We start from the raw sequence: 24,201 nt of genomic DNA, 5'->3' as shown, positions 1-24,201 counted from the left end.
TAGTGTTAGCGCCCTTCTAACACGAGGTTCAATGAAAAGTGATTTTTGCAAAGCAAAATATCTTACCTATTATAGTGTTAGCACCCTTCTAACACGAGGTTCAGTGAAAAGTGATTTTTGCAAAGCAAAATATCTTACCTATTATAGTGTTAGCGCCCTTCTAACACGAGGTTCAGTGAAAAAGTGATTTTTGCAAAGCAAAATTCTTACCGCCCAACATCTTTTCCGCAACCTCTTCATCCTATGTAACAACCAATATATAGAACCGTATACGCTTACATGCTAAAATGGCGATACCATTACAACTACTCCGCATAGCACATCACTCCACAAGGGAGGTCAAGCGATGATTCACCTGCTACCATTAATGCTCGAACGTGTCGGGATTCTGATCATCCTTGCCTTTGTGCTGTCTCAATTCCCAATCTTCCGTCACATCATCTACAACCGACGTGGACGCTTTGGCTCTCTGCTGCTAATCGCTGTATTTGGTCTGTTTGGTGTGATTAGCAACTATACTGGAATCGAGATTCATCTCAGCGAGGTCGTCTCGCAAAGCTGGCTGAATCAGGTGGATGCGGATAACGCGATTGCCAATACGCGTATTATGGGGGTGAGCATCGGTGGCTTGCTCGGAGGGCCGCTGGTCGGTCTCGGTGTCGGACTGGTAGCAGGGCTGCATCGTTATCCGCTGGGCGGTTTTACCGCATTAGAGTGTGCGATATCGTCGGTACTCGCTGGAGTTGTTGCTGGCTTGCTGGGCAACTGGTATCGTCGTCGCGGTGTGATTCCACCATGGTTTGCTGCGCTGGTTGGTATGGCGATGCAGGTGGTGGAAATGCTGCTCATTTTGCTCTTTTCCAAGCCGTACGAGGATGCCGTCATGCTTGTGCAGACGATTGGTCTGCCGATGATTGTGCTGAACGGCTTTGGGACATTGCTGTTCATGCTTATTATTCGTTCAATTTTAAAAGAACAGGAGCGTCAGAGTGCGACACAGACGCATCTGGCTTTTCATATTGCGGATCGGACGCTGCCCTTTTTCAGGCAGGGCTTGAATCCAGACTCCTGCCGGGAGGCGGCGCATATTCTACTGCGTTTAACCGAAGCGGATGCCATCTCGATCACCAATCGGACGCATATTCTGGCACATGTGGGTGCGGCGGCAGATCACCATGTGGCAGGGCAGGAGGTGAGCACGGGGCTGACACGCACCGTATTAGAGCAGGACAAGCTTATGCTCGCACGCTTGCCTAAGGATATTCGCTGCTCGCATCGGAATTGTCCGCTGGAGGCGGCGGTTGTGCTACCCTTGCTTGTGCATGGTGAGGCAGTGGGTACGCTCAAGCTATATTTTTGTCAGGCAAATCATCTGAGCAAGGTGGAGGAGGAGCTGGCGGAGGGACTCGGCAAGCTGTTCTCTGCGCAGCTGGAGCTGGCCGAAGCAGAACAGCAGAGTACGCTGCTCAAAACTGCTCGTATCAAAGCACTACAGGCACAGGTGCATCCGCATTTCCTTTTTAATGCGATTAATACGATCTCTGTGCTATGTCGGACGGATTCGGAGCGTGCGCGTCGCTTGCTGCTAGAGCTGGGCACCTTTTTCCGTAGTAATCTACAGGGGGCGCAGCAATTGCTCATTCCGCTGTATAAGGAGCTGGAGTATGTGGAGGCATATCTTCAGCTAGAGCAAGCACGATTTCCTGATAAATATACGGTGGAGCTGGATATCGAGTCGGGGCTGGAACAGGTGCAGGTGCCACCATTTATTATCCAGCCGCTGGTGGAAAATGCGATTCGTCATGGGTTTCGTCGCTTGCAGACGCGCGGCTCCATTCGTGTCTCCGTAAGCCGACATGCGGGTGAGCTAGAGGTCATCGTAGCAGACAATGGAACAGGCATCGCGGCCGATCGGCTCGCCTTGCTTGGGCATGAGGCGAATCTGGCGAGCGAGGGAAGCGGCACAGCGCTGTGTAATATTCGGGAGCGGTTGGAGGGCATTTACCGTCATTCGGCAAGCTTTATGATTCAGAGTGCCGAGGGGGAAGGCACCGCGATCCATATTCGGCTGCCGCTACAATATCAGGAAGGGAGCAAGGTGCATGCTGACAGCATTTATCGTGGATGACGAGCCACTCGCACGAGATGAACTGGTCTATTTATTGAAGCGTAGCAAAATGGTCGAGGTGATCGGCGAAGCGGAAGCGCTGGAGCAGGCGCATGAGGAGATTGTGCGACTACAGCCTGAGCTGGTCTTTCTCGATATTGAGCTAGCAGAGCATAGCGGATTAGAGCTGGCGAGACAATTGCTTGATCTGCCGAAGCCGCCTGCGGTTATTTTCGCAACGGCATTTGATGAATATGCGCTACAGGCATTTGACCTGAATGCGATTGACTATGTACTCAAGCCATTTGACGAGCGGCGTATTCGTCAGGCGCTGGACAAGCTCGTCCGATTGAAAAGAGAGCCTGCCATTCCAGCGCCAACCTTGCCGCGTCCTCAGCTCAAAAAGCTTGCCGTTTCCATCGAGGATCGCATTCTGATGCTCGATCTGGAGCAGATGATCGCGCTTAGCTCGGAGGAGGGCAAGGTGGTCATCTCTACCGCACAGGGCAGATTTACATTAAATGAACCGCTTGCCCATATGGAGCGTCGTCTCGAGGATGGACGCTTTATGCGCGTGCATCGTAATTATATTGTGAATCTATCGGGCATTACGGAAATTCAGCCGTGGTTTAACTCCACCTATTTGCTCGTGATGAGCGATGATTCGCGTATTCCGGTCAGCCGCAGCTATGTGAAGCAGCTGCGAGAGCAACTGGGCTTTTGAAGCGTTGCAACTGAACACGTTATGGCTGCAACTCATCCTATAAATCCGGTAATTCAGCGTGAAACCCTTATGATCGCGCTTACATTTGCTATCTTTGAGCTAGAGACGAGATCAAATGCAGGTTGTAAGGCGACAAGGGAGGAACGATAAGATGAGTGCAATTCCAATTATGATTGGTACGATCTGTATTCTGCTTATTGCATACAGGCTGTATGGAACATTCATGGCAGTCAAGGTATTGAAGCTGAAGCAAATGGACGAGCAAAGCCAGACACCTGCCTACAAGCTGGAGGATGGCAAGGACTATGTGCCGACGAGTAAGGTGGTGTCGTTCGGGCATCATTTTGCAGCGATTGCGGCAGCAGGGCCACTCGTTGGGCCGATCCTTGCGGCGCAGTTCGGCTATTTACCCGGGCTGATCTGGTTATTGGTCGGTGCGGTCGTGGGCGGCGCTGTGCATGATGCCGTCGTGTTATTCGCCTCGATGCGTAAGGACGGACAGTCCTTATCCGAAGTGGCGAAAAAAGAGCTTGGCCCGGTTGCAGGCTTCTGTACCGGTCTGGCGATGCTATTCATCATCACGATCACGATGGCAGGGCTATCACTGGTCGTACTGCATGCGCTGGAGCGCAATCCGTGGGGTACCTTTGCCGTTGGTATTACGATCCCGATTGCGATGGCAGTGGGATTATATTATAAACGCACCGGAGACTTGAAAACGCCTTCAATTATCGGCTTTCTGCTGATCATGGTCGGCGTAGCGGTCGGGCCATTTATCCAGCATTCGGTGCTAGGACAATGGCTCACACTGGAAATGTCTACGCTGGCGATCGCATTGCCGGTATACGCATTCTTTGCAGCGGCTCTTCCGGTCTGGTTGCTGCTCGCACCACGCGATTATTTGAGTAGTATTATGAAAATTGGCGTGTTCGTTGCGCTCGTCATCGGTGTCTTTATTGTGAATCCGGCGATATCGTTCCCAGCAGTGACCGAATTCATTCACGGTGGAGGCCCGATTCTGGCAGGCCCGGTCTGGCCGTTTATCTCGATCACGATTGCATGCGGCGCGATCTCAGGCTTTCATGCCTTTGTCGGCTCAGGCACCACGCCTAAGATGCTGATGCGCTGGACGGATATTAAGTCGGTTGGCTTTGGCGCGATGCTGGTGGAATGTCTCGTTGCAGTCATGGCGTTAATCGCCGCGATTGCCCTCCAGCCGGGTGACTATTTTGCTATCAATTCCAAGCCGGAGGTATTCCAGACACTCGGCATGCAGACCGTGCATCTGGCAGAGCTAAGCCGCGAGATCGGTATCGATCTGGAAGGTCGTACAGGCGGCGCGGTTACACTGGCGGTTGGCATGACGTACATTTTCAAAAGTATTCCATGGTTCGAGACGCTGGCCGCGTACTTCTTCCAATTCGTCATTTTGTTCGAAGCCGTCTTTATTTTGACCGCTGTGGATGCCGGTACACGTGTATCGCGCTATCTGATTCAGGACTTTGTCGGCGAATTTTACAAGCCACTCAAACGACTCGACTGGATGCCCGGCGCGATTCTGGCAAGCGCACTCGCCTGCCTATCCTGGGGCTACCTGCTCTTCTCGGGCGACATCGGCTCCGTCTGGGCACTGTTCGGCGTATCCAACCAGCTCATGGCATCAATCGGACTCATCATCGGCGCTACCGTCATCTTAAAATTCGCAGATAAACGCCGCTATATGCTCACCTGCCTCATCCCACTAGCGTATCTCTACGTAACCGTAAATTACGCAGGCTACTGGATGGTACGCAACGTCTACCTCAATCCCGAAGCAGGCGGCTATAGCGTACTGAATGGCGTTCTATCAATCGTCATGCTTATCTTAGGCGCGATCATCCTTATCACCGCCATCCTCAAATGGCGCGAGCTATGGAGCGATCCCAAAGGATTGAAGGCGCAGGCAGTAGGCAAGGTGGACGGGAAAGCAGAGTCTGCTGTGCTGGCGTCCTCGTCCCAGTCTTAAAATAATGGTAAGTATACAGCTAATGTGAACGTATCAAGAAACAAAATTCTGGCTCATCCATAAAATGAATATACGAATTAAAAAACGGGCGGTAAGATTAATCTTACCGCCCGTTTTGTTATGCTATAGTGCTATAATTTGATATTTTTGAAAGAGAGATTAAAATGTACGATCTTCAAAAGGAGAATCCGATGAACAAAAAAAGAATCATATCTATCATAAGTATTGTTTTCTTAGTCATCATCATTATTACTCCAAAAATAATCGAACATCATATTGAAGCAGAGGTGAGAAATTATCTAGTAAAAGAGAAACATATCGATCTAAACAATATCGCATACTTAAAAGCAGAGATTGGTAAAGCGCCCTTACTTGCTGTTGAAGTTCATTTTGTAGATGATCCAGGTATGCGCTATTTTTATAAAAAAGAGCAAGGAAAAATCGTTCAATTTAATACAGCTCCACCCATTGGCGCAGATCTAAATGGACATTATACCTATAAGCACAAGGAACAGTCGGATTAAAGAGGTCGGTTACAGATTAAGAATAAGGATCGTCAGCATAACCAGTAAGCAACCTGCATTTTAGATACTAATGGTGATAACACGATGATGCAGTTTTACAACAGCACAGAACGAAGGCAAGGAAATAAGGGGAAAGTACTCCTTATAGTGTTAATGATTTACTAACACGGGGTTCCATGAAGAGTGATTTTTGCGAAGCAAAATATCTTACAGCTTCAGAGGGGCGGGAATCTACATTTATTCCTAATCCAGTAGATTCCCGCGGCTCCACCCGAGTCCGTCCCCTTATTCCTTGCCGGAGTGGTGTAACTCAACACCATCATAGTAATCGATGACTACCTCACAAACCCTCATAAGCACCTATCAACACCAATGCCCACAATCCTACTTATCAAACCCGCTTCACCCGAAGCTGCTTGAGCAGCAAAGGATAAAACACAATCCCACTAACAATCATCAATACACCAAACCCAAATGTCTTCCAATCCGCCGTCCCTGCATAGATCACCCACACCGAGTACACCGTCGCCAGCACGCCAATAATCCCATCACGCACACGACTCTCATTCGCACCATATCCTTCACCCGTCACGACCAGCCGCAGCTGATACACTGCCGAGATCAGATAAGGCACCAGATACGCCAGTGTCGCAATCGCGATAATAAAATCAAACGCCTGCGAGATCGAGCCGGAGATCGTTGAGAAGATCAGCAGCTGTCCGAGTCCATTCGATATCCAAAGCGACAGACGCGGCATCCCTTTGCCATTCACATTGCGGAACGGACGCAGAAATACACCCTGACGCGCTGCTTCATATGGCACTTCCGCACTGAGCAGCACCCAGCCAATCGTCGAGCCGATCAAGCTGATCAGTCCGAGCCCAGCCAGCAGATAACCGCCGATCGGCCCAAGCACCGCGCTCATCGCATCGACGAGTGGGTTTTGCGATTGCTGGAGCTGATCGCCCGGCAGCAGACCCATCGTCAAAATACTAATTCCTACATATAAAGCGAGCGCGATCAGCAAGCCGACCATCGTCGCACGCGATACATCCTGCTTGCGCTTGGCACGAGCAGCGAACACCATCGCTGATTCGACCCCGATAAATGCCCACAGCGTCACGACCGCTGCGCCATTCACCTGTGATAGCAGACTAACCGTCTGTCCATCTGCATCCACATGCGGTGCCGCGAATGGCCCGATATTCGCCTCCTGAAACGCGAAGAGTGCGATCACAATAAACAGAGCAAATCCAATCACCTTCGTCGCCGTCGCGAGCAGATTCATTTTCCCTGCGCCTTCAATTCCGCGCAGTGCCAGCGCATGCGTGCCCCATAATAGAAGCGAGCAGACGATGAAGTTCAGCGCATTACCTGTTTTGATATCCAGACTGCCGATCGTAAACCAGACCGCCTCACTTTTCATCGCTGGAATAAACGTAGACAGATAGCTGGAAAAGGTCGTAATGACTGCTACAAATCCCGCTACATTCCCGACCCAGTAGCCCCAGGATGACATAAATCCAGACAACACCGACAGCACCGGATTGTTCGGGAACAGCTCCTTCGCATAAATCTGCGGCCCACCGCTCAATTCTGGCTTGCGCAGCGCTAGATTGCCGAATACAAGGGCTAGCATTAATACGCCAAAGCCCGTTACGCCCCATGCCAGCACCGTGCCGGCTGGATTCGATACTTCTGCCAGTGAACGCGGCAGCATAAAGATCCCGGAACCGACCATATTGCCCACGACAAGGGCGGTCAGAATCCAGAATCCAACTCTATTTTGACTCATATAATAGAACTCCTTCCGCTTGGAAAAGGTTAACATTTCAGATCATGTAAATATCATGACAGTATCCTACTATACACTTTTCTCTGGTAAAGCGAAAGAGTGTTTTTTTGAAAATGACGTGAACTTCTCAAATTTGATGCATCGATTTGCACGTTTTCTATTGTTTTCATCGTTGAATTTTGGGACAATAGGAGGCATGAGCAGTATGGGTCTGGCTGCAAGACAGCCGGGTCTGTACTGCGTTTTATTGTGTTCATTGGGGAATGCCCGTAATATGATCAGTTTACGATCCATTTATTCGCATCAATCCGTTCTTATCTGCATGGAGATGTGACAGAATAAACGATGTAGTCGGTATAGGTAGCCGCGAGGCCAGGCAGCAATAGATGAGGCAGCAATAGATGAGTAAGCAATGATAAACAAGCAACATTAATGCTGTTCATGACTGCTGACATCAGGCAGGAGAATGGACAGACAGGTGAAAAGAGGGTTAGACATGAATAAACCATCCATTTATGGATTAACATTAAGTCAGCTTGCCGATTGGCTGGAGCAGCATGGACAGAAGCGTTCGCGCTCTGCTCAGGTTTGGAACAGTCTGTACAAGCAGCGTGTGATGCGCTTTGAAGATATGGAAGTACGCGAGGAATGCCGCACACTGCTGGCAGAGCATTTTAGCATGCGTACGCTGGAAGAGCATGTGAAGCAAGAATCGGCAGACGGTACGGTGAAGTTCCTGCTTCGCTTGAAGGACGGTAATCTGATCGAAACGGTACTGATGCGTCAAAAATACGGTCAATCCGTCTGTGTCACGACACAGGTGGGCTGTAATATCGGATGCAGCTTCTGCGCCAGTGGCTTGATCAAGAAAAGCCGTGATCTGAACGCAGGTGAGATCGTGGAGCAGATCATGAAGGTGCAGCAGCATCTGGATGAGCAGGGCGAAGGCAAGCTCGTGACACATATCGTCGTGATGGGCATTGGCGAGCCGTTTGATAACTTCGAGAATATGGTCGATTTTATCAATATCGTCAAGGATCAAAAAGGTCTGGTGATCGCACCGAAGCGTATTACCGTGTCCACCAGTGGCTTGCCTGATAAAATTCGTGAGTTCGCAGATAGCGATCTGCTCGTGAATCTGGCATTGTCCCTGCATGCACCCAACAATGAGCTGCGCACACGTATTATGAAGATCAACCGCGCATTCCCGTTGGAGCAGCTTATGGACGCTGTGGACTACTACCTGCAAAAAACGAATCGCCGCATCATGATGGAATACATCCTGCTGCAAGGCGTGAACGATCAGGTGGAGCAAGCTCACGAGCTGGCTGCTCTGCTGGCGGACAAAAAGCAAATGACCAGTGTAAACCTGATCCCGTACAACCCGGTCGACGAGCACAGCCAGTATCAGCGCAGTAAGCAGGAGGACATCCTTGCCTTTTATGATGTGCTGAAAAAGAACGGCATCAACTGCACCGTTCGCATGGAGCACGGCACCGATATCGACGCCGCCTGCGGACAGCTACGCAGTAAGCAAATGAAAAAAGCCGAGCGTAGTCGCGAAGCGAATTCAACCACACTCATCAGCGGCTAATGATGTCGCTGTGCACGATAAAAGTACACGAACTATAGACCTATCCTTTTAGGCAGAAACCGCTTTTTACACCGGTACAATCCCCTCAGGGCAGACAGTGAAAAAGACCGCAGGCGACACGAAGGTCAACACTGCCAGCCAGAGGGGATTTTTTATGTGCACTGCTCCATACCTGATCTCCGTTGTGCTCACTTCTATCATCCTAAGTTCCCGTGTACACGAATCATTTACACAGTGATGTTGTGTCCCTATATACTTCCCGGAAATGCTATCTATCCATCGACTATCCAGCTATCGACAATTTTTTTCGAATGACATATTCGCAATTGTTCTCCAAATTCCGATAAATAAATAACAGGAAAATGCTCTGAATTCATGAAAAATTACATCATTTGATCTATACGAATACCGCAAGATATGTGAAAATAAATCCAAAGAGTAGGAACAAGACGACGTGTAGCTCCTTCTTTTGGCCTAAACGCCTAATATTATTGTAAAAATGAGCTGGCTCCCGTGAAGTCCAGCCAAGGAGGTGCAGATGCGCGTAACGAAAAACCGTCGTACCCGAGTCGTACTACTGGTCATGATCGTAGTCATTATCGGGCTGGCGGCGCTGCTAGCGATACTAATGATGAGAAAAGAAACCTCTTCTACCGCATTGTTTATGAAGCAATCGATGGTCAATGCCAATGGAACGATCGCATCGTATTTAAAGGAAGCTCCCTCTACTGATCCAAACGTCGTTGCTGGACGAGAGGCACTATCGGAATCCGTTGGATTATGGATGCAGTACACATTGCTTGTAGAGGACAAGTCGGATTTTGATAACAGCTATCAGCTGCTGAACACATACTTTATGTCGCCTCAGCATTATATCCGCTGGAAGCTAGAACCGGATGGACAGTCTCGTGTGAATACGTATGCGCTTGGTGATGATCTGCGTATTGTGAGTGCATTACTGGACGCCTATGGACGCTGGAACAAACCGGAATATCTCGCAACTGCCAAAGAAATCACCGATACGCTGTGGGCACAAGGACTGAACAACGGCTATCTGGTGGACTACCACGATTTTCAGCATGATACCTCCAGTAATCTGCTTAGTTTGACCTATATTGATACGCTCGCCTTTGAGCGGATGAAGCAATACGGTCTGATTAGTGATGAACTGTATACGCGGCATCTTGAGCTGCTGCGAACCATTCCGAATGATGGACTCTTTTATCCAAGAACCTATGATGTGACAACAGGCCAATATGGCTATGATAAGCAGGTGAATCTGATTGACCAGCTTATTATTGGACTGCATCTTGCCGAGATGAAACAACCACCTGATAAGCTGGTTGCCTTTATGAAGCAGCAATTTGCACAGGATGGACATTTGTACGGACGTTATGATGCGAAGGATCATCAGCCAGCGGTGAAGTATGAATCGCCCTCGGTGTATGGGTTGGCGATTTTACTGGCAGTGCAGATGGATGATCGGGAATGGGCACAGCAGCTGTATGATCGAATGATTATGTTTCGCGCTTCAGAAGGAAGTGATCGAGGCGGTTATGTATCCGATGGAGACACACACGCATTTGATAATCTGCTTGCATTGCTAGCAGAAACCACGCTACAACAGACACGCTAAACCTGAAAAAAAGGAAGAGGAAAAATGACAAATGGTATACCAATCCGGCGTACGATGACCGGATATACGTTGCTCGTTGCGGTTGCAATTCTGGAGCAGCTGATCTTGTTCTGGAATGTAGCGATGCAGCAGCGCTTCGGCGTTGCAGAGCTGCTGGTAATGCTCGGCTCCTTGCTGGGCCTGCTCGTCGGCTTCTGGCTGCCGCGCGGCATTTCAGTGGTCATGATTTTTGTGTTTCTGGTCACTTATTTTGTATGGATGGTGACGATTGCGCCGCTGAATCCGGTCGTGTTTTTTAATATGTTTTTGATTCCGGCCAATATTTTGATTGCGATGATCGTTAAATACAGCCTGATCGATACACGCAGGCTCAAGGAACGGCTTGAAGCACTGCATGAAATCACTCCACAGGTTGATATCGATACGACACTGGGCAATCGATCCGCTCTGGGTGAAGCACTGATCAAGCATTCTAACCTGGCACGTCGGTATTCGGATCAATACAGCTTTTGCATGGCGATGTTCAAGATTGAATTTTTGCCACTGGTGCAGGAGTCGGTCGGCTCGGCAGGCTATGCTCGTCTACTGCTGGAGCTGTCGGATACGATTCAGAAGCAGATCCGTTTTGAGGATTACAAGTTCTCGATTGATAATGGTCGCTTTATTATCCTTTGCCCGATGACGAATAAGGAGTATTTACCGCCACTGACGCATCGTATTCGTGATGCGATGATGAACGTGCAGTTCCCGGATCTCAAGGGACAGGAGCTACAGCTTGTCATTCGCTCAGGTGCACTCGTGTTTAATCCAGAGCAATTTGAGAAATACGAAAGTCTGGATGCTGTCATTGCCACGCTGGAACGCAATACGGAAACGGATCTGATCGGCGAATACATTTGATCAGTGTCCGGCATTATACATTTAGGAGAAGATGAAAGATGGCTTATACGGATTGGTTTATCCCGTTATGTACGGCGGTTAGTGGCTTGTTTGCAATCGCGATTGCGTTGTTAACCATTGCTACGCTCCGGTTTCGTAGTCACGTGAACCGTAAATACAACCGGGGACGGGGGTGACGAAGTGGCAGATGGTATACTGATTTTTTCGATCATTAGCATCTGGATTGCGGTGCTGGAGGCGATCATTATTATGGCAGGAGCGATTCGCTTCCTGTCCAAGCAAAACAAGGCAGGGATCGTATTTCCGGAAACGATGGAGCATTATCCGACCGTGACCGTGATGGTGCCTGCGCATAATGAAGAGGTCGTTGTCGGCATAACGACCGAGCATATTTTGAAGCTGAATTATCCCGCGCATAAGGTGCAGGTCATCGTGATTGCGGATAACTGTAGTGATGGTACAGCAGCATCGTTGTATCGCCTAAAAGAAAGACCGGAGTTTGCCGATCGTGACTTTACGATTATTGAGCGTACAGGTACGGGCGGTAAGTCGGGCGCACTGAATGAAGCGCTCAAAATTACGAAGGGCGAATGGATTCTCGTCTATGATGCGGATGCGGCGCCAGAGCGCAATGCACTCATGTTCCTGATGCAAAAGGCACTGGAGCAGCCGGAGAGATACGGTGCGGTATTCGGACGTAACAAAGCGCGCAACCGTGGACAAAACTTCCTATCGCGCTGTATTAACCTGGAGCTGGTAACGATTCAGCGTGTCCATCATACCGGACTGTGGGAGCTGTTCAAGGTCGGCACGATTCCAGGCACGAACTTTATCGTGAAGACGGATCTGATCCGTGATATCGGCGGCTGGGACCCGGATGCGATTACCGAGGATACAGCGATTACGTTTGATATTTTAACGCGTGGACAGCTGATCGCGCTCGCCCCGCAGGCAGAGGCGTATCAGCAGGAGCCTGAGCAGCTCAGCGTGTATATGAGTCAGCGTCAGCGCTGGTCGAAGGGGAATTACCGCGTTATTCTGGATAATATTCACCATCTATTCAATAACTCTAGCTGGCGGATCAAAATTCAGGTGCTCTATTATGCAGCCAGTTATTTCTGGTTTATGATCGCGATCATTATTTCGGATATTATTTTCGTCGCGAATATCGTGTATCAGGTGATCGCTCTGTTCAACCCGAATGTGCTCTCGCCGTTCCAGTTTGCTGGCGATGTGTATGTGTATCTGGTCATTTCATGGGCGCTCATGTATTACATCTATGTACTCCAGATTAATCTGGCGCTCGCTTCGGATATCGGGCAAAGTAATACGATGAACTTTGTGCTCGCGTGTATCTCGTATTTCACCTATGCACAGCTGTTCCTGATCATCTCGATCAAAGCCTTCTACTCGCTGCTTGTCGACATTCTCACTGGACGTAAATCGAGCTGGTACAAGACGAAGCGATTTAACTGAGTGCGGTTAGCAGACGATTAGACGTGCTTCCTTTTAGATCCAACAAAATCGAATCAACACCAAACAGGCTGGTACACCGCTCGATCAAGCGGTATACCAGCCTGTTTTTTTATACGATCATGATCGTATGGGGTCATGATTTTACAATGCTAGGGGTTGTTGCATACGTTGCTATTGAACGATCCTGTTCAGCAGGCGTAGCTACTTACTTGATCCCCTTCATATAGCCCTGAATTTTCGGACCCATCAGGAACAGAATAATACCAAGCACGATGGACACGCCACCGATCGTACCGAAGTAGAGCAGCTCGGTATCCTTGCTGTACAGCGTGGTCAGCACTGCATTGATCGCCTGTGCGGCTGCATTAGACAGGAACCACAGGCTCATCGTTTGCGCAGAAAAGGCTGCGGGTGCCAGCTTCGTTGTTGCGGACAAGCCAACCGGAGACAGACACAGCTCACCGATCACGATAATAAAGTAACTCAGCACCAGCCATAGTGGACTAACCAGCTCCTTGTCACCGCTAAAGTATACCGGTAGCAAGATAACGAGGAACGACAGTCCAGCGAACAAAATACCGATCGCAAACTTACGTGGAATGGTCGGCTGACGATCCCCCAGCTTCATCCAGAACCAGGCAAATACCGGTGCCAGAATAATGATAAACAGCGGGTTCAGCGATTGGAACCAGGCTGGCGAGATTGTAATACCCATCCATTGCAGCTGTGTACGCTGATCTGCAAACAGTGCCAGTACCGTGGAGGTCTGCTCCTGAATCGACCAGAACATGACCGCAGCGATGAATAGTGGAATATACGCGGTCAGACGCGAGCGCTCCACAGCATTCGTTTTCGGACTACGATACATCACGACAAAGTAGCAGACTGGGATCAATACACCCAGTACAGCGACGACAAGCACGAACGATTCCAGCGTGAGCCAGCCGAAGGTAATCGCAGCAGCCAGCAGCACGGCAACGATAATGGCGCCAATGATCAGCAGCTTGGTCACTTTACGACGCTCATCCTTATCCATCGGATTCGGTACGATTCTGCCAGCAAGACCGAGACTTTTCTTACGTGTCAGCATAAACACGATCAGTCCGATCAGCATCCCGATCGCCGCCAGTCCGAAGCCAAGGTGGAAGTTATACTCTGTGCCTACCGTACCAACAATCAGCGGTGCAATAAAGCCGCCAAGGTTGATCCCCATATAGAAAATACTAAAGCCGGAGTCACGGCGTGCATCCTCTTCGCTATACATCTCACCGACGATGGTGGAGACGTTCGGCTTGAGCAGACCCGTACCGAGTACGATCAGCGCCATCGATGTGAATAGCATCGATGCGCCACCCGGGAAGGCGAGCACGATATGACCGAGCATAATCAGTATACCGCCATAAAATACCGAGCGTGATGGGCCGAATACGCGGTCAGCTAGCCAGCCACCAATAATACCCGACATGTACACGAGCGAGCCATAGATCGACATGATCGCTGTTGCCATCGTCTGATCCAGACCGAGTCCGCCCTTGCTTACCTCGTAGTACATGTAGTAGATCAGAATCGCTCTCATACCATAATAAGAAAAGCGCTCCCAGAACTCCGTGAAAAAGAGTGTGAACAATCCGCGTGGATGTCCGAAAAACCCACGCTGAGGCACACTATCTACGATCTCTTGTTTTGTTGGATTAGACACGATATACCTCCTTGAAGTGGTCATGTCCGGAGCAGTTCAAAGGATTCGTGAGATGGTTCCTTCTGCTGTCCATGACACTGCCCATGCCGCACCGTTGTAAGATATGTGTTGAAATGTACTTACACGTTCAGCAAACGGGCGAACCATTAAGATATAATATAATCTTCATATAATCAATCGAAAATAATGGAAAAGCAGACCATTTTCATGGACAAATTAGTACATTTTTACCGGAAATCGATGTGTATGATGTCTTCATGGAGGATATTCGGGATTTAATTTGCAGTGAAGCAGGGCAAATGGCTCCGGGTAAGGTATAATGAACATAAGGAGTTGAGAGTAGATGGCAAACGAAAACGAAGAAGTAATTTTGACCCCGGAAGGACTCGCAAAGCTTGAAGAAGAGCTGAAGGAGCTGAAAGGGCCACGCCGTAAGGAGCTGGCTGCACGTCTGAAAACAGCGATCAGCTATGGCGACCTGAAGGAGAACAGTGAGTATCACTCTGCGAAAGAGGATCAGGCGTTTATGGAAACGCGCATTTTGACGCTGGAGCGTATGCTGCGTAACGCGCGCGTGATCAATGCAGACCAAATGGACACTTCCCGTGTGAGCATTGGCTCGATCGCGGTCTTGAAGGATATTGAATTTGATGAAATCATCGAATATCAGCTCGTAGGGCCTGCTGAGGCAGATCTGGCGAATAACAAGCTGTCCTATGAAAGTCCGCTGGGCAAGGCATTGATGGGTCACCAGTCCGGCGACAAAATCGCCTTTGAAGCACCGATGGGTACATTCCATTATGAGCTGCTGGAGATCAAGCCGGGTCAATAAGCGAGACGTTTAAAACGTAATTTGAATGCAAGTAGGAATATACACGATCACCCCAAAGAGCTGCCGGAACCTTTCCGTGCAGCTCTTTTTCACACTTACTTTATTTATACATGTTACGTTTTGTAAATCGGTCGCTGAAGTTATATACTAGGAGTATTGTAAAGCAAGAGAGACATCGGCATGTAGATCGCATGTCAGAATACGTTGGAATAGGAGCTACCGACTTTGTGGATAGGGATTGTAATGTTGATCGTGTATCATCTATTTATTCTGTATATTGGTTGGAACGGCTGGGTATGGCTGGGGACAGTGTTTCCGCATCAGATGCTGCCGCGGTATATTATGATCATTGTGCTGGTCATTTTGGCATATGGATTGTTCCTCGGTTTCTGGCAAAGTCAGATCGGTGCGTTTAAATGGATTGGTGCAGTCTGGGTGGCGATAGCGTATTTCTCAGTGCTATGGCTACCGATTATGAATCTTGTATTATTACTGCTGCGCTGGTCGCCAATCTCTATGACAACCGCCGTGTTCTGGGCGGGCTGGATTACGGTTGCTGGACTGATTGTAACGGTGAGTGTAGGTGCATATAATGCCTACAGTCCGGTCGTACGCTCATATACGATTGAGATCGATAAGCCCGTTAACGGGCCGTCTGAAATGAATATTGTGATGGCATCCGATATGCACTTTGGCGCCTTATCGAATGAAGGTCATGCTCGCCGTCTGGTGGAGCGAGTGAATGCCTTGAAGCCGGATCTGATTCTGCTGCCGGGCGATATTATTGATGACAATCTCATGTACTATAGCAAGACGGAGATTCCAGACATTCTGAAGGGCTTCCAGGCACCTGTCTATTCCTCTCTCGGTAATCATGATCGCTTTGAGGATGGGATCGATCTGGTGGATGCACTGAATCAAAGTAATCTAAATGTACTGTATGATGAATCGGTTGTGCTGGATAATGGAATTACCCTTGTCGGACGGCGTGATTACAGCGATCGACCGCGTACAGAGCTGGGCAAGCTGCTGGACGAAGTGGATCACACCCATCCGGTCATCGTGCTGGATCATCAGCCGTATGAGCTGGATGCAGAGCAAAAGCTCGGTACCGATCTGGTCGTATCCGGTCACACGCATCGTGGACAGATGGCACCATTCGGACTGATTACACATCGCATTTTTGAAAATGACTGGGGCTATCTGCGTAAAGGTCAGCTGCATTCGATCGTCTCCTCCGGCTTCGGCTTCTGGGGCTCACCGCTACGTATTGGTACGCGGTCGGAGATCGTGCAGATTCATGTGAAGTTCCGTAGTGGAAATGATAAGACTACAAGCACAACGACGACAGAAGCTACTGCATCGACTGGAGATGGCGAAGCTTAAAAAGCTCCGTAGCTCCTCGAATCGCTGAATGATCGCATGCTTTCCTCATCGAATTGATCAGGCAGAGTAGGATGAATAGGCTTATATTGGTATGAAAAATGAAAAGGACGCTGTTCTCCAGAGGGAGAGCAAGCGTCCTTTTTGCTGTATAGCTAGTATGGCTTGTACATTCATTAGGGTCTTTCTATATAGAAGCGTAGTCTATGTGTGATACTATGCCCAGGCGTGAAACCAATTAATGTAGCGCCTCACGCACCTGCTTAATATAGAAGAAGCGTACGATGAAGAAATACACCAGCTGAATGAGGAAGAAAATACCGAGCACCGTCGCACATTCTGTGAACAGCTGGGCATCGAATAGATGCGCAAGTGTTGTCAAAGCGATCGAGCCATGGATCAGAGCAACAACGATAGGAGCAAAGAAGAGCAGTGCTATTTGCTGCGTCAGCACACGATTCAGCTCGCGTTCGGTCAAACCAAGCTTGGCAATGGAACGGAATTTTTGCTTGTCCTCATCCAGATCACTGTAAAGACGGAAGTAGAGGAAGCTACCCGCAGAGACGAAGAAGACGATACCGATAAACAGTCCGATGAACAGGGCGATACCATACAGACTTTTTACAGTGTATAGCGTATAGCTTGGGAAGTCTAAAATATGATACGCGCCATATTGTGTGAAGGTATCTTCGCTAAACATCTCTTTCCCCACAGCAATCAGTTCCTTTTCTGACGCATTTGTAGTCCAGGCATAGATATCCGCTTTGGATGCAGGTGTCCCCAGACGCTTGTATAGGTCATCCGATACGACCAGCGCCAGACTGACTCCGGGAATGGTCTGCGAGAAGATCACACGCGTTGGTTGCAAGGCTACGCCATTGGAGAGCTGTACTTCCTTTTGTAGCATCTGATGTTCTGCTGTCTGGCGAGCCGTACTAGAAGTAATCACCACAGCCTGATTGCCTTGCAGCTGTACTGTCTGTTCGCCCAGCAAGACATTCGCTTGATTAAACGCTGTCTCGCTCAGGATGATGCGTTCAGTCTGATCATTTTTCAGCTTATATTGATTAAGTGCCAGGTGTGCCTCCTGTGAAGGAATACCCGCTGTGCTTAATGCCTGGCGAATGGTTTGTAGATTCGTCGATTGGGTAGCGTCACCTGCCATCGATGTATAGGCAATCGGAAAGGATGCCGCCGTCTCGACCGTACTACTTTTCACAAGCAACGCTTGTAGACCGTACAATGTACCGATCGCGCAGAAGGAAACGGTGGACACCATCGCAACCAGGAAGAAGGTGCGTGCATTGTCCTTCATGCGATACGATAGATCAGATAGCAACAGCATATTGGTACGGCGCCAGAAGAAGGACTTGCGATTTTTCATACTGCCGATGATATACACGCTCAGCTGCGTGAACAATAGATAGGTAGCAATGCTGACCATAACGATAATTGGCAATAGCAGCTGTAGAGCTAGATTGGCATCGACCAGAAGCGCCACTCCATAGCTAATAGCGAGCAGGACAATTACCAGAATGGATAGCCAGATCGAAGCACGCGGCTCACTTTTCGGTGCGCGTTGACTGCGAATCAGTGAGATTAGCGATTCACTACGCAAAATAGCTGCGATAAACATGGAGATCAGCACGAATAGTACCAAAAAAGAAATAACGGTAAGGATAATCGCCTGAATCGGGATATAAAAGTTCAACTTCTCATCCAGCACCAAAATATTTTCACCGATTAGCAAAATCGCCTTCGCAAATACTAGACCGATCAGAATGCCGCCTATTGTTGCACCGGTGCCGATCCACATATTTTCAATAAACACCATCCTGCGTAGCTGACCAGGTGATATCCCTTGCAGCATGAGTAGACCAAATTCACGCTTGCGTGTTTTGAGAAAAGAACTCATCGAATAGAGAACAAAAAAGAACGAGAACCCATAGATGAGCCACTTTGACGTCGATAATGCCGCTTGCGCGTTATGGTTTACATCGCTACTATTGAGCGCCGGATGATAGGCAAACACCGCAAAAGTGAAGAAAATCATCACCGTGAACATACTACTCAGAAAATAGGCAGCATACAGTCGCTTGTTACGTAGGACGTTATTAAACGCGAATTGACGAAATGTCACTCGAATGACCTCCTAACAAGGACAGCGTGTCGATGATTTTCTGGAAAAAGGCCTGACGATTCTCGCCGCGATGAATCTCGCTATACAGGTGACCATCCCGAATGAAAATCACGCGGCTGCAATAGCTGGCAGCGACCGCATCATGAGTCACGAGCATCATCGTCTTCTTTTCCTCCTGGTTGAGCTGCTCCAGCATCTCCATCACATCACGAGCAGACTTGGAATCCAGGTTGCCGGTCGGCTCATCCGCAAGCAGCAGTTGAGGCGAATGAATCATCGCACGTGCAATCGCTGTCCGCTGTGCCTGTCCACCGGATATTTCGTAGGTGCGCTTATTCATAATGGAGCTGATACCGAGACGTTCTGCGATTGCAGCCGCCTTTTGCTTCATTTCGCGAACCGGACGACCATCAAGCGTGAGTGGTAGTACGATATTTTCCTCAATGGTTAGGGTATTCAGCAGGTTGAAGTCCTGAAATACAAAGCCCAATTCACGGCGACGGAATTCCGCCAGCTCGTTCTTCCGTAGCTTGTTAATGTTACGATTACCGATCAAAATCTCACCCGTTGTTGGACGATCAATGGTCGCGATCATATTAAGCAGCGTTGTCTTGCCACTACCTGACGGGCCCATGATCCCCACAAACTCTCCATCCTCGATGGTGAACTGAATATCGGTTAATGCCTTATAGGCAATTTTGCCTTCATAAATTTTACTGACATGCTGTACCTCTAACATTGTAAAACCTCCCTGTATACATAATGATCCTTGTAGTTGAAGTCTGTGTAGTTGCTTGCGGATTGCTGTGTGCTACGACCGTATTAGCTTTAGTAGGTGAGCTTTGCTCGTATAACGACAGTGGTGTGTCGTTCACTTGTATAACTACAGTATAGAGGGGGCGTGAGGGATGGACTATCGAATTGCCTTTCATCTAGCTTACAGTGCTGTAAGGTAGGCTTATTGTAATTTGATGATCTTGATTTCAGCTTATTCATTTCAGTTAGTTGGTTAGAATGACAACGATATGAAGATGATATGTAATGTGGTGGGTTTGCATCAACCGCTACAGGCAGAGAGCATGCCAGCGACCTCTGGTTAAGCCGGGATGCTTTGAATGGGGATAATGTGGGCGCATCCCGGCTTAAAGGTCGGTCTTATGGCATTGCTCTCTGCCTTTCGTTCAGGGAGGAGGCTTCATGCTGAGCGTGATTTTTAAAAGAAAAAAGATAGGGTGGTGCTGGTATATCATTTGGTGAGGGGACTATAGGTATGGCGTAAGAGAATGTATATAGAATGTGGTCGTAGGCGTCATACAGGTAATACAAATGGCTCGTTAGCGATGGGGTAAGATGCTTGGTTTGTTCAACTATCTCTGAGTTGATCATACCCTGCCGAGCCGATTGCAATATATGCTTGTAAGGAACGCCTTTTATTCATTTAGAGTATCTGTAGCTGGCATAGCCGCGCCTACCTGATACGATTGAAAGATGATCCGTACCGTTGTGCCTTCTCCTGGCACGGATTCGATCTCTAGCCCATGATCAAGTCGCCGGGCGGCTTCGCGGGTGAGGTATAATCCCATACCGGTAGATTCGCGGAAATGTCGACCATTTTCTCCGGTGAAAAAAGGGTCGAACACGCGGCGAATATCCTGTGCAGGGATGCCGACACCGTGATCCTGTACCTCAACGATCGCTTTATTGTTGGCGATCGAGGTAGTGAGATGAACCTTTTTGCCGCTACCGGAGGAATACTTGACCGCATTGTTCACGAGCTGAGATAGCATGAAAAAGAGCCATTTTTCATCCGTCTCTACGTTAAGCGAACCGGAGCGCTCCTGTACATCGGGATAGACGCCGCTACGGATAAAGGAGCGCTTTTGCTCATGAACGACCTCGCTGATGATACGCGATAAGGATACCGTCTTCACATGAAAGTCCTGCTGGAAGCTGCGCAGCCTTGCCATATACAGCACCATATTCAGATTGGCACGCATCTGCTCGGCTTCCTCACGGATACTGGCGAACTCTGGCTCATCCACCTGCTGTACAGTGAGCTCGATGACCGATAGCGGTGTTTTCATCTGATGCACCCACTGATCCATAAAGGTCAGATGCTCGCGCTGTTCATGTTGATTCTGATCGAGCTGTTGCTGATAATAGCGATATTGTGCGCGTAATAGCTCTTGCAGCGCTTCACCGATAGGTGTCAGATCACGTTGCAGCACATCCTCTGGCACCTGAAGCGGCTTGCTTAGCAGTCCATACAAGCGACGACGGCTTACATAGTGATACGCCAGATATACCGCAGTTAGAAAGGCTCCAAGAAAGACCGAATAGAGCGCAGGCAGCAGACGATGATACCCATCCAGCCAGTAAATACCAAGCACGCTGAATAGCACCACGATCTGCATAAGAATCAACAGCTTATGCTCTTGTAAAAATAGCTTCATGCTCGTTCACTTCCCGTTGTCGTTTCGGGTAAATGCAGTCGATATCCAATTCCGCGCACCGTCTCCACGGCTTGCTCCAGACCGAGCTCCTGTAGCTTCTTGCGGACACGGGTAATGTTGACGTTGAGCGTATTCTCATCGACAAAGGTCTGGTCATCCCATAGCTTCTCCAGTAAGGCCTCGCGGCTAGCTACACGCGGATAACGCTCCAGCAGGCTCTCGATAATATCCGCTTCTTTTTTAGTTAAGGACACCAGCTCATTGCCATGGGTCAGCTCCAGTCGTTCCACATACAGCGTGAGTCCTTCCTTTTGCACCAGGCGTTCTTCCTGACGTGTCGCGTACTCGCCATACGCGCGCCGAAGCTGGCTGCGAATCTTCGCCATGACGACACCATAATCGAATGGCTTGGTAATATAATCATCCGCACCATTTTCTAGTGCCATAATCTGATCCATCTCTCCAGCACGGGCAGAAATGAAGAGCACCGGACAGATCGAATGATTGCGAATCTGGCGACACCAGTAATACCCGTCATAGCTTGGCAAATTCACATCCAGCAGTACCAGATCGGGCTGAATGCTGGTAAATTGCTCCATCACCCGTTCAAAATCAGTTGTCAGCACGACCTGATAGCCATATCGTTCAATATGGGATTGCAATAGACTGGCAATTTTATAGTCATCCTCGACGATCATAATCGTTTGCATAGCTGTCGGCTCCTGTTCTTCTAAAGGATAAAAGAGTAAATCGGAATAGAGAGTGGTGTGATCATGCTAAGCTCTGGAATGAATACAATGTATTCTGGCTCATGTGTATCTCTATATCTTGTATCATACACTCAATTGGGATCATGAACACGCATGTAGGGAATGAAAGGAGTAGCGTCCCTATTCGTCATTCTTCTATCGACTCTACAAAACAAATACCCTGTCTATACGAGCCGCATGGCTGGCAACACAGGGTAATCTATGAAGCTACATAGAAAGGCAATGACTCCTGTCGATCACGAATACACAATAGGAACTGACGAATGTTTGTGTATTATTTATACGTTTCCTGATGTATGTCATGTCATTTCGTTTTTTTCGTTGTTGTTGCTGGGCTCCATCTATTGCTTCCTGTCTTTTACTGCTTCGGATCTTCTGCTATCTTCGCGCTTACCGTAGCAGGTAATTCATTCGGCTGTACCTCATTGTAGGAGAGGATATAGCCGTCCTTGGAAACGAGACGAATATACGCGCCAGAGCGTAGCTTCTTCATTCCAGTAAATGTCGTCTGCTGCATGGTTCCATCCTCACGCCAAGCGGGTAATGTGTATTCGACCGTTCCAGATGTAGCATCTTTGATACCAGCGTTGTTGATCTGCACATACGAATATTGTTCATGGATAAAGGGATTGAATTGTACCCGATTGCGCTCGGGCATAAGGTGATATACTCCATAGCTGACGACAGATGTAGCGATAACGATCAACGCGCTTAGAAGGATGATCCATTTTTTCATCATTGTATTCTTCCTTTCCAATATTGATAGAGGTGGTTGTGATCTCTGCATAGCCTGTCTACCGAAGCATGTCTGGTTGGGGAGTAGGATGTAATGGCTACATGGGTGAAGTCATATCGATCGGCTCGCAGGAGCACGTTATAGCATGTAGGTATTCTGTTGATGTCTCTATCGTATGCGATCTGAGAAAAAGCGGATATCGATTTGGCTTACGGCAAGCTTACATTAGTGTAAGGCGATGAACTCTTTTCAAAAGCGTCAGGTTAGGCTATACATAGAATACATAGATAATCGAATGATGGGCTGGAGGAGATGGAGGATGTATATACTGGGTGCGGCGCTGCTATTGCTAGCGTTATTTGCGTTTAGCCACGCGTCAGATCGAAGGCGATTGCAAAATGGTGTCTATCTGACCAGCGGCTTGCTATTGCTGCTCCTGGCATTGGCTGTGTATATGTGGCGTAGTCCGGATGGATTCTGGCAGTACGCGAGTGTGCTGCTATTAATTATTGCTATCGCGTTATTGCCGGTGATGATTCTGGCGATCAGCGTAGGATTGGTGTATAACGGACGTATTTTGCTGCGAAAAGAAGGCTGGAAGCTACGTAACACATTGCCTGTAGTGGCAGGGATTGCGATTGTCGTCGTGCCAGTATTAACGCTGGTTGTGCCTCCGGTTCGCTGGCTTCAGTTACCGGTATTGCTGCTGGAGCTATATATGATGTATTTTGGCTTCCTGTTTGTATGCTATCTGGTATCGTCGTTTCTATACAATCGCTATCGTCCAACCTATAGGACGGACTTTATTGTGGTGCTTGGTAGTGGATTGATTCGAGATCGCGTGCCACCACTGCTTGCCAGCCGACTGGATGGAGGAATTAAGCTCTATCGCCAGCAGAAGCTACGCGGACAAGCCCCATTTTTTATCGTATCCGGTGGTCAGGGCTCGGATGAGGCAATCTCGGAAGGAGCGGCGATGAGATTGTATCTGCTCCAGCACCAGATTCCAGATGATCATATTATCGTAGAGGAACGCTCCGTGAATACGATGCAAAATATGCGCTTTTCCCGTATCATCATGGACGAAATTATGGGCGGGCGCTCGTATCGCTGTGTATTTGTAACGAATAATTTTCATCTGTTCCGTGCAGGCATCTACGCCCGTATTGCCGGGATTCGTGGAGATGGTATCGGTACACCGACCGCACCCTACTATTTGCCGGGCGCATTTATCCGAGAATATATCGCTGTGCTAGTCATGCATAGACGGATTCATATGACGATCATGCTGTTTATTTTGCTGAGCATGCTGACGCTGTTCGAGCTGCTACCAGATGTGATGTATGTGCTGGCCAACTGATGAGGTTGGAGAGGGCAAACTTCCTTATGTTTAAATGTTTCTATACTCGAACGTCTCTATGCTCGAA

The 24,201-nt window shown here is 48.7% G+C and carries 19 protein-coding genes; 12 read left to right on the top strand and 7 right to left on the bottom strand.

Going from position 1 to position 24,201, the window contains the following annotated elements; translation table 11 throughout:
* The first annotated feature begins 346 nt into the window (after nt 1–346).
* The 4 genes from IEX62_RS12985 to IEX62_RS12970 all read left to right on the top strand — a co-directional run bounded on the left by IEX62_RS12985 (nt 347) and on the right by IEX62_RS12970 (nt 5,360).
* Entirely contained in the window at nt 347–2,128 is a 1,782-nt protein-coding gene (locus tag IEX62_RS12985; protein ID WP_188775941.1) for a sensor histidine kinase, read from the top strand.
* On the top strand, nt 2,103–2,831 hold the full coding sequence (locus tag IEX62_RS12980; protein WP_188775940.1) for a LytR/AlgR family response regulator transcription factor: 729 nt from the start codon (nt 2,103–2,105) through the stop codon (nt 2,829–2,831). The genes IEX62_RS12985 and IEX62_RS12980 overlap by 26 nt, the downstream gene beginning before the upstream one ends.
* Nucleotides 2,832–2,982: 151 nt before the next feature.
* On the top strand, nt 2,983–4,836 hold the full coding sequence (locus IEX62_RS12975) for a carbon starvation CstA family protein (protein WP_188775939.1): 1,854 nt from the start codon (nt 2,983–2,985) through the stop codon (nt 4,834–4,836).
* A 191-nt stretch (nt 4,837–5,027) separates the two neighbouring features.
* Nucleotides 5,028–5,360, top strand: a complete 333-nt coding sequence (locus tag IEX62_RS12970) for a DUF3139 domain-containing protein (protein ID WP_188775938.1) — start codon at nt 5,028–5,030, stop codon at nt 5,358–5,360.
* A 391-nt stretch (nt 5,361–5,751) separates the two neighbouring features.
* On the opposite strand, the gene IEX62_RS12965 is transcribed toward IEX62_RS12970, so the two are convergent.
* A complete protein-coding gene (locus tag IEX62_RS12965; RefSeq protein WP_188775937.1) occupies nt 5,752–7,155 on the bottom strand; it encodes an amino acid permease in 1,404 nt (467 codons plus the stop codon).
* A gap of 496 nt (nt 7,156–7,651) precedes the next feature.
* On the opposite strand from IEX62_RS12965, the gene rlmN reads away from it, so the two are divergent.
* The 5 genes from rlmN (at nt 7,652) to IEX62_RS12940 (ending at nt 12,761) form a co-directional block, all read left to right on the top strand.
* Nucleotides 7,652–8,749 (top strand): dual-specificity RNA methyltransferase RlmN, encoded by a 1,098-nt coding sequence (gene rlmN / locus IEX62_RS12960; RefSeq protein WP_188775936.1) that lies wholly within the window; start codon nt 7,652–7,654, stop codon nt 8,747–8,749.
* A gap of 538 nt (nt 8,750–9,287) precedes the next feature.
* Entirely contained in the window at nt 9,288–10,385 is a 1,098-nt protein-coding gene (locus IEX62_RS12955; RefSeq protein WP_229685756.1) for a glycosyl hydrolase, read from the top strand.
* Nucleotides 10,386–10,409: 24 nt separating this feature from the next.
* Nucleotides 10,410–11,285, top strand: a complete 876-nt coding sequence (locus IEX62_RS12950; RefSeq protein ID WP_188775935.1) for a GGDEF domain-containing protein — start codon at nt 10,410–10,412, stop codon at nt 11,283–11,285.
* Between the two features lie 38 nt (nt 11,286–11,323).
* Nucleotides 11,324–11,461 (top strand): hypothetical protein, encoded by a 138-nt coding sequence (locus IEX62_RS12945; RefSeq protein ID WP_188775934.1) that lies wholly within the window; start codon nt 11,324–11,326, stop codon nt 11,459–11,461.
* A gap of 4 nt (nt 11,462–11,465) precedes the next feature.
* Entirely contained in the window at nt 11,466–12,761 is a 1,296-nt protein-coding gene (locus tag IEX62_RS12940; protein WP_188775933.1) for a glycosyltransferase family 2 protein, read from the top strand.
* A gap of 205 nt (nt 12,762–12,966) precedes the next feature.
* On the opposite strand, the gene IEX62_RS12935 is transcribed toward IEX62_RS12940, so the two are convergent.
* Nucleotides 12,967–14,460 (bottom strand): peptide MFS transporter, encoded by a 1,494-nt coding sequence (locus tag IEX62_RS12935; protein ID WP_308422643.1) that lies wholly within the window; start codon nt 14,458–14,460, stop codon nt 12,967–12,969.
* Between the two features lie 343 nt (nt 14,461–14,803).
* Here IEX62_RS12935 and greA point away from each other — a divergent pair, with 343 nt between their 5' ends.
* A complete protein-coding gene (gene greA, locus IEX62_RS12930; RefSeq protein ID WP_188775931.1) occupies nt 14,804–15,292 on the top strand; it encodes a transcription elongation factor GreA in 489 nt (162 codons plus the stop codon).
* 225 nt (nt 15,293–15,517) lie between these two features.
* On the top strand, nt 15,518–16,678 hold the full coding sequence (locus tag IEX62_RS12925) for a metallophosphoesterase (protein WP_188775930.1): 1,161 nt from the start codon (nt 15,518–15,520) through the stop codon (nt 16,676–16,678).
* Between the two features lie 235 nt (nt 16,679–16,913).
* Here IEX62_RS12925 and IEX62_RS12920 read toward each other — a convergent pair whose 3' ends face one another.
* The 5 genes from IEX62_RS12920 to IEX62_RS12900 form a co-directional block, all read right to left on the bottom strand.
* Nucleotides 16,914–18,815, bottom strand: coding sequence for an FtsX-like permease family protein (locus tag IEX62_RS12920; protein WP_188775929.1), 1,902 nt, complete (start codon nt 18,813–18,815; stop codon nt 16,914–16,916).
* Nucleotides 18,790–19,554: an ABC transporter ATP-binding protein gene (locus tag IEX62_RS12915; protein WP_188775928.1), complete on the bottom strand. Its 765-nt coding sequence runs from the start codon at nt 19,552–19,554 to the stop codon at nt 18,790–18,792. The genes IEX62_RS12920 and IEX62_RS12915 overlap by 26 nt, the downstream gene beginning before the upstream one ends.
* A gap of 691 nt (nt 19,555–20,245) precedes the next feature.
* Nucleotides 20,246–21,268: a sensor histidine kinase gene (locus IEX62_RS12910; RefSeq protein WP_188775927.1), complete on the bottom strand. Its 1,023-nt coding sequence runs from the start codon at nt 21,266–21,268 to the stop codon at nt 20,246–20,248.
* Nucleotides 21,265–21,978 (bottom strand): response regulator transcription factor, encoded by a 714-nt coding sequence (locus IEX62_RS12905; RefSeq protein ID WP_188775926.1) that lies wholly within the window; start codon nt 21,976–21,978, stop codon nt 21,265–21,267. The genes IEX62_RS12910 and IEX62_RS12905 overlap by 4 nt, the downstream gene beginning before the upstream one ends.
* Before the next feature lie 418 nt (nt 21,979–22,396).
* A complete protein-coding gene (locus IEX62_RS12900; protein WP_188775925.1) occupies nt 22,397–22,777 on the bottom strand; it encodes a YxeA family protein in 381 nt (126 codons plus the stop codon).
* Between the two features lie 316 nt (nt 22,778–23,093).
* Between IEX62_RS12900 and IEX62_RS12895 the strand changes: the two genes are divergently transcribed.
* Nucleotides 23,094–24,134 carry a YdcF family protein gene (locus tag IEX62_RS12895; protein WP_188775924.1) on the top strand — a complete coding sequence of 347 codons (1,041 nt, stop codon included), beginning with the start codon at nt 23,094–23,096 and terminating at the stop codon, nt 24,132–24,134.
* Nucleotides 24,135–24,201 lie beyond the last annotated feature (67 nt).

This window comes from Paenibacillus hunanensis (genome assembly GCF_014645615.1).
GTDB lineage: Bacteria > Bacillota > Bacilli > Paenibacillales > Paenibacillaceae > Saccharibacillus > Saccharibacillus hunanensis.
The sequence above is the reverse complement of the archived record's forward strand: the minus strand, read 5'-3'. Positions and strand labels throughout refer to the sequence as shown.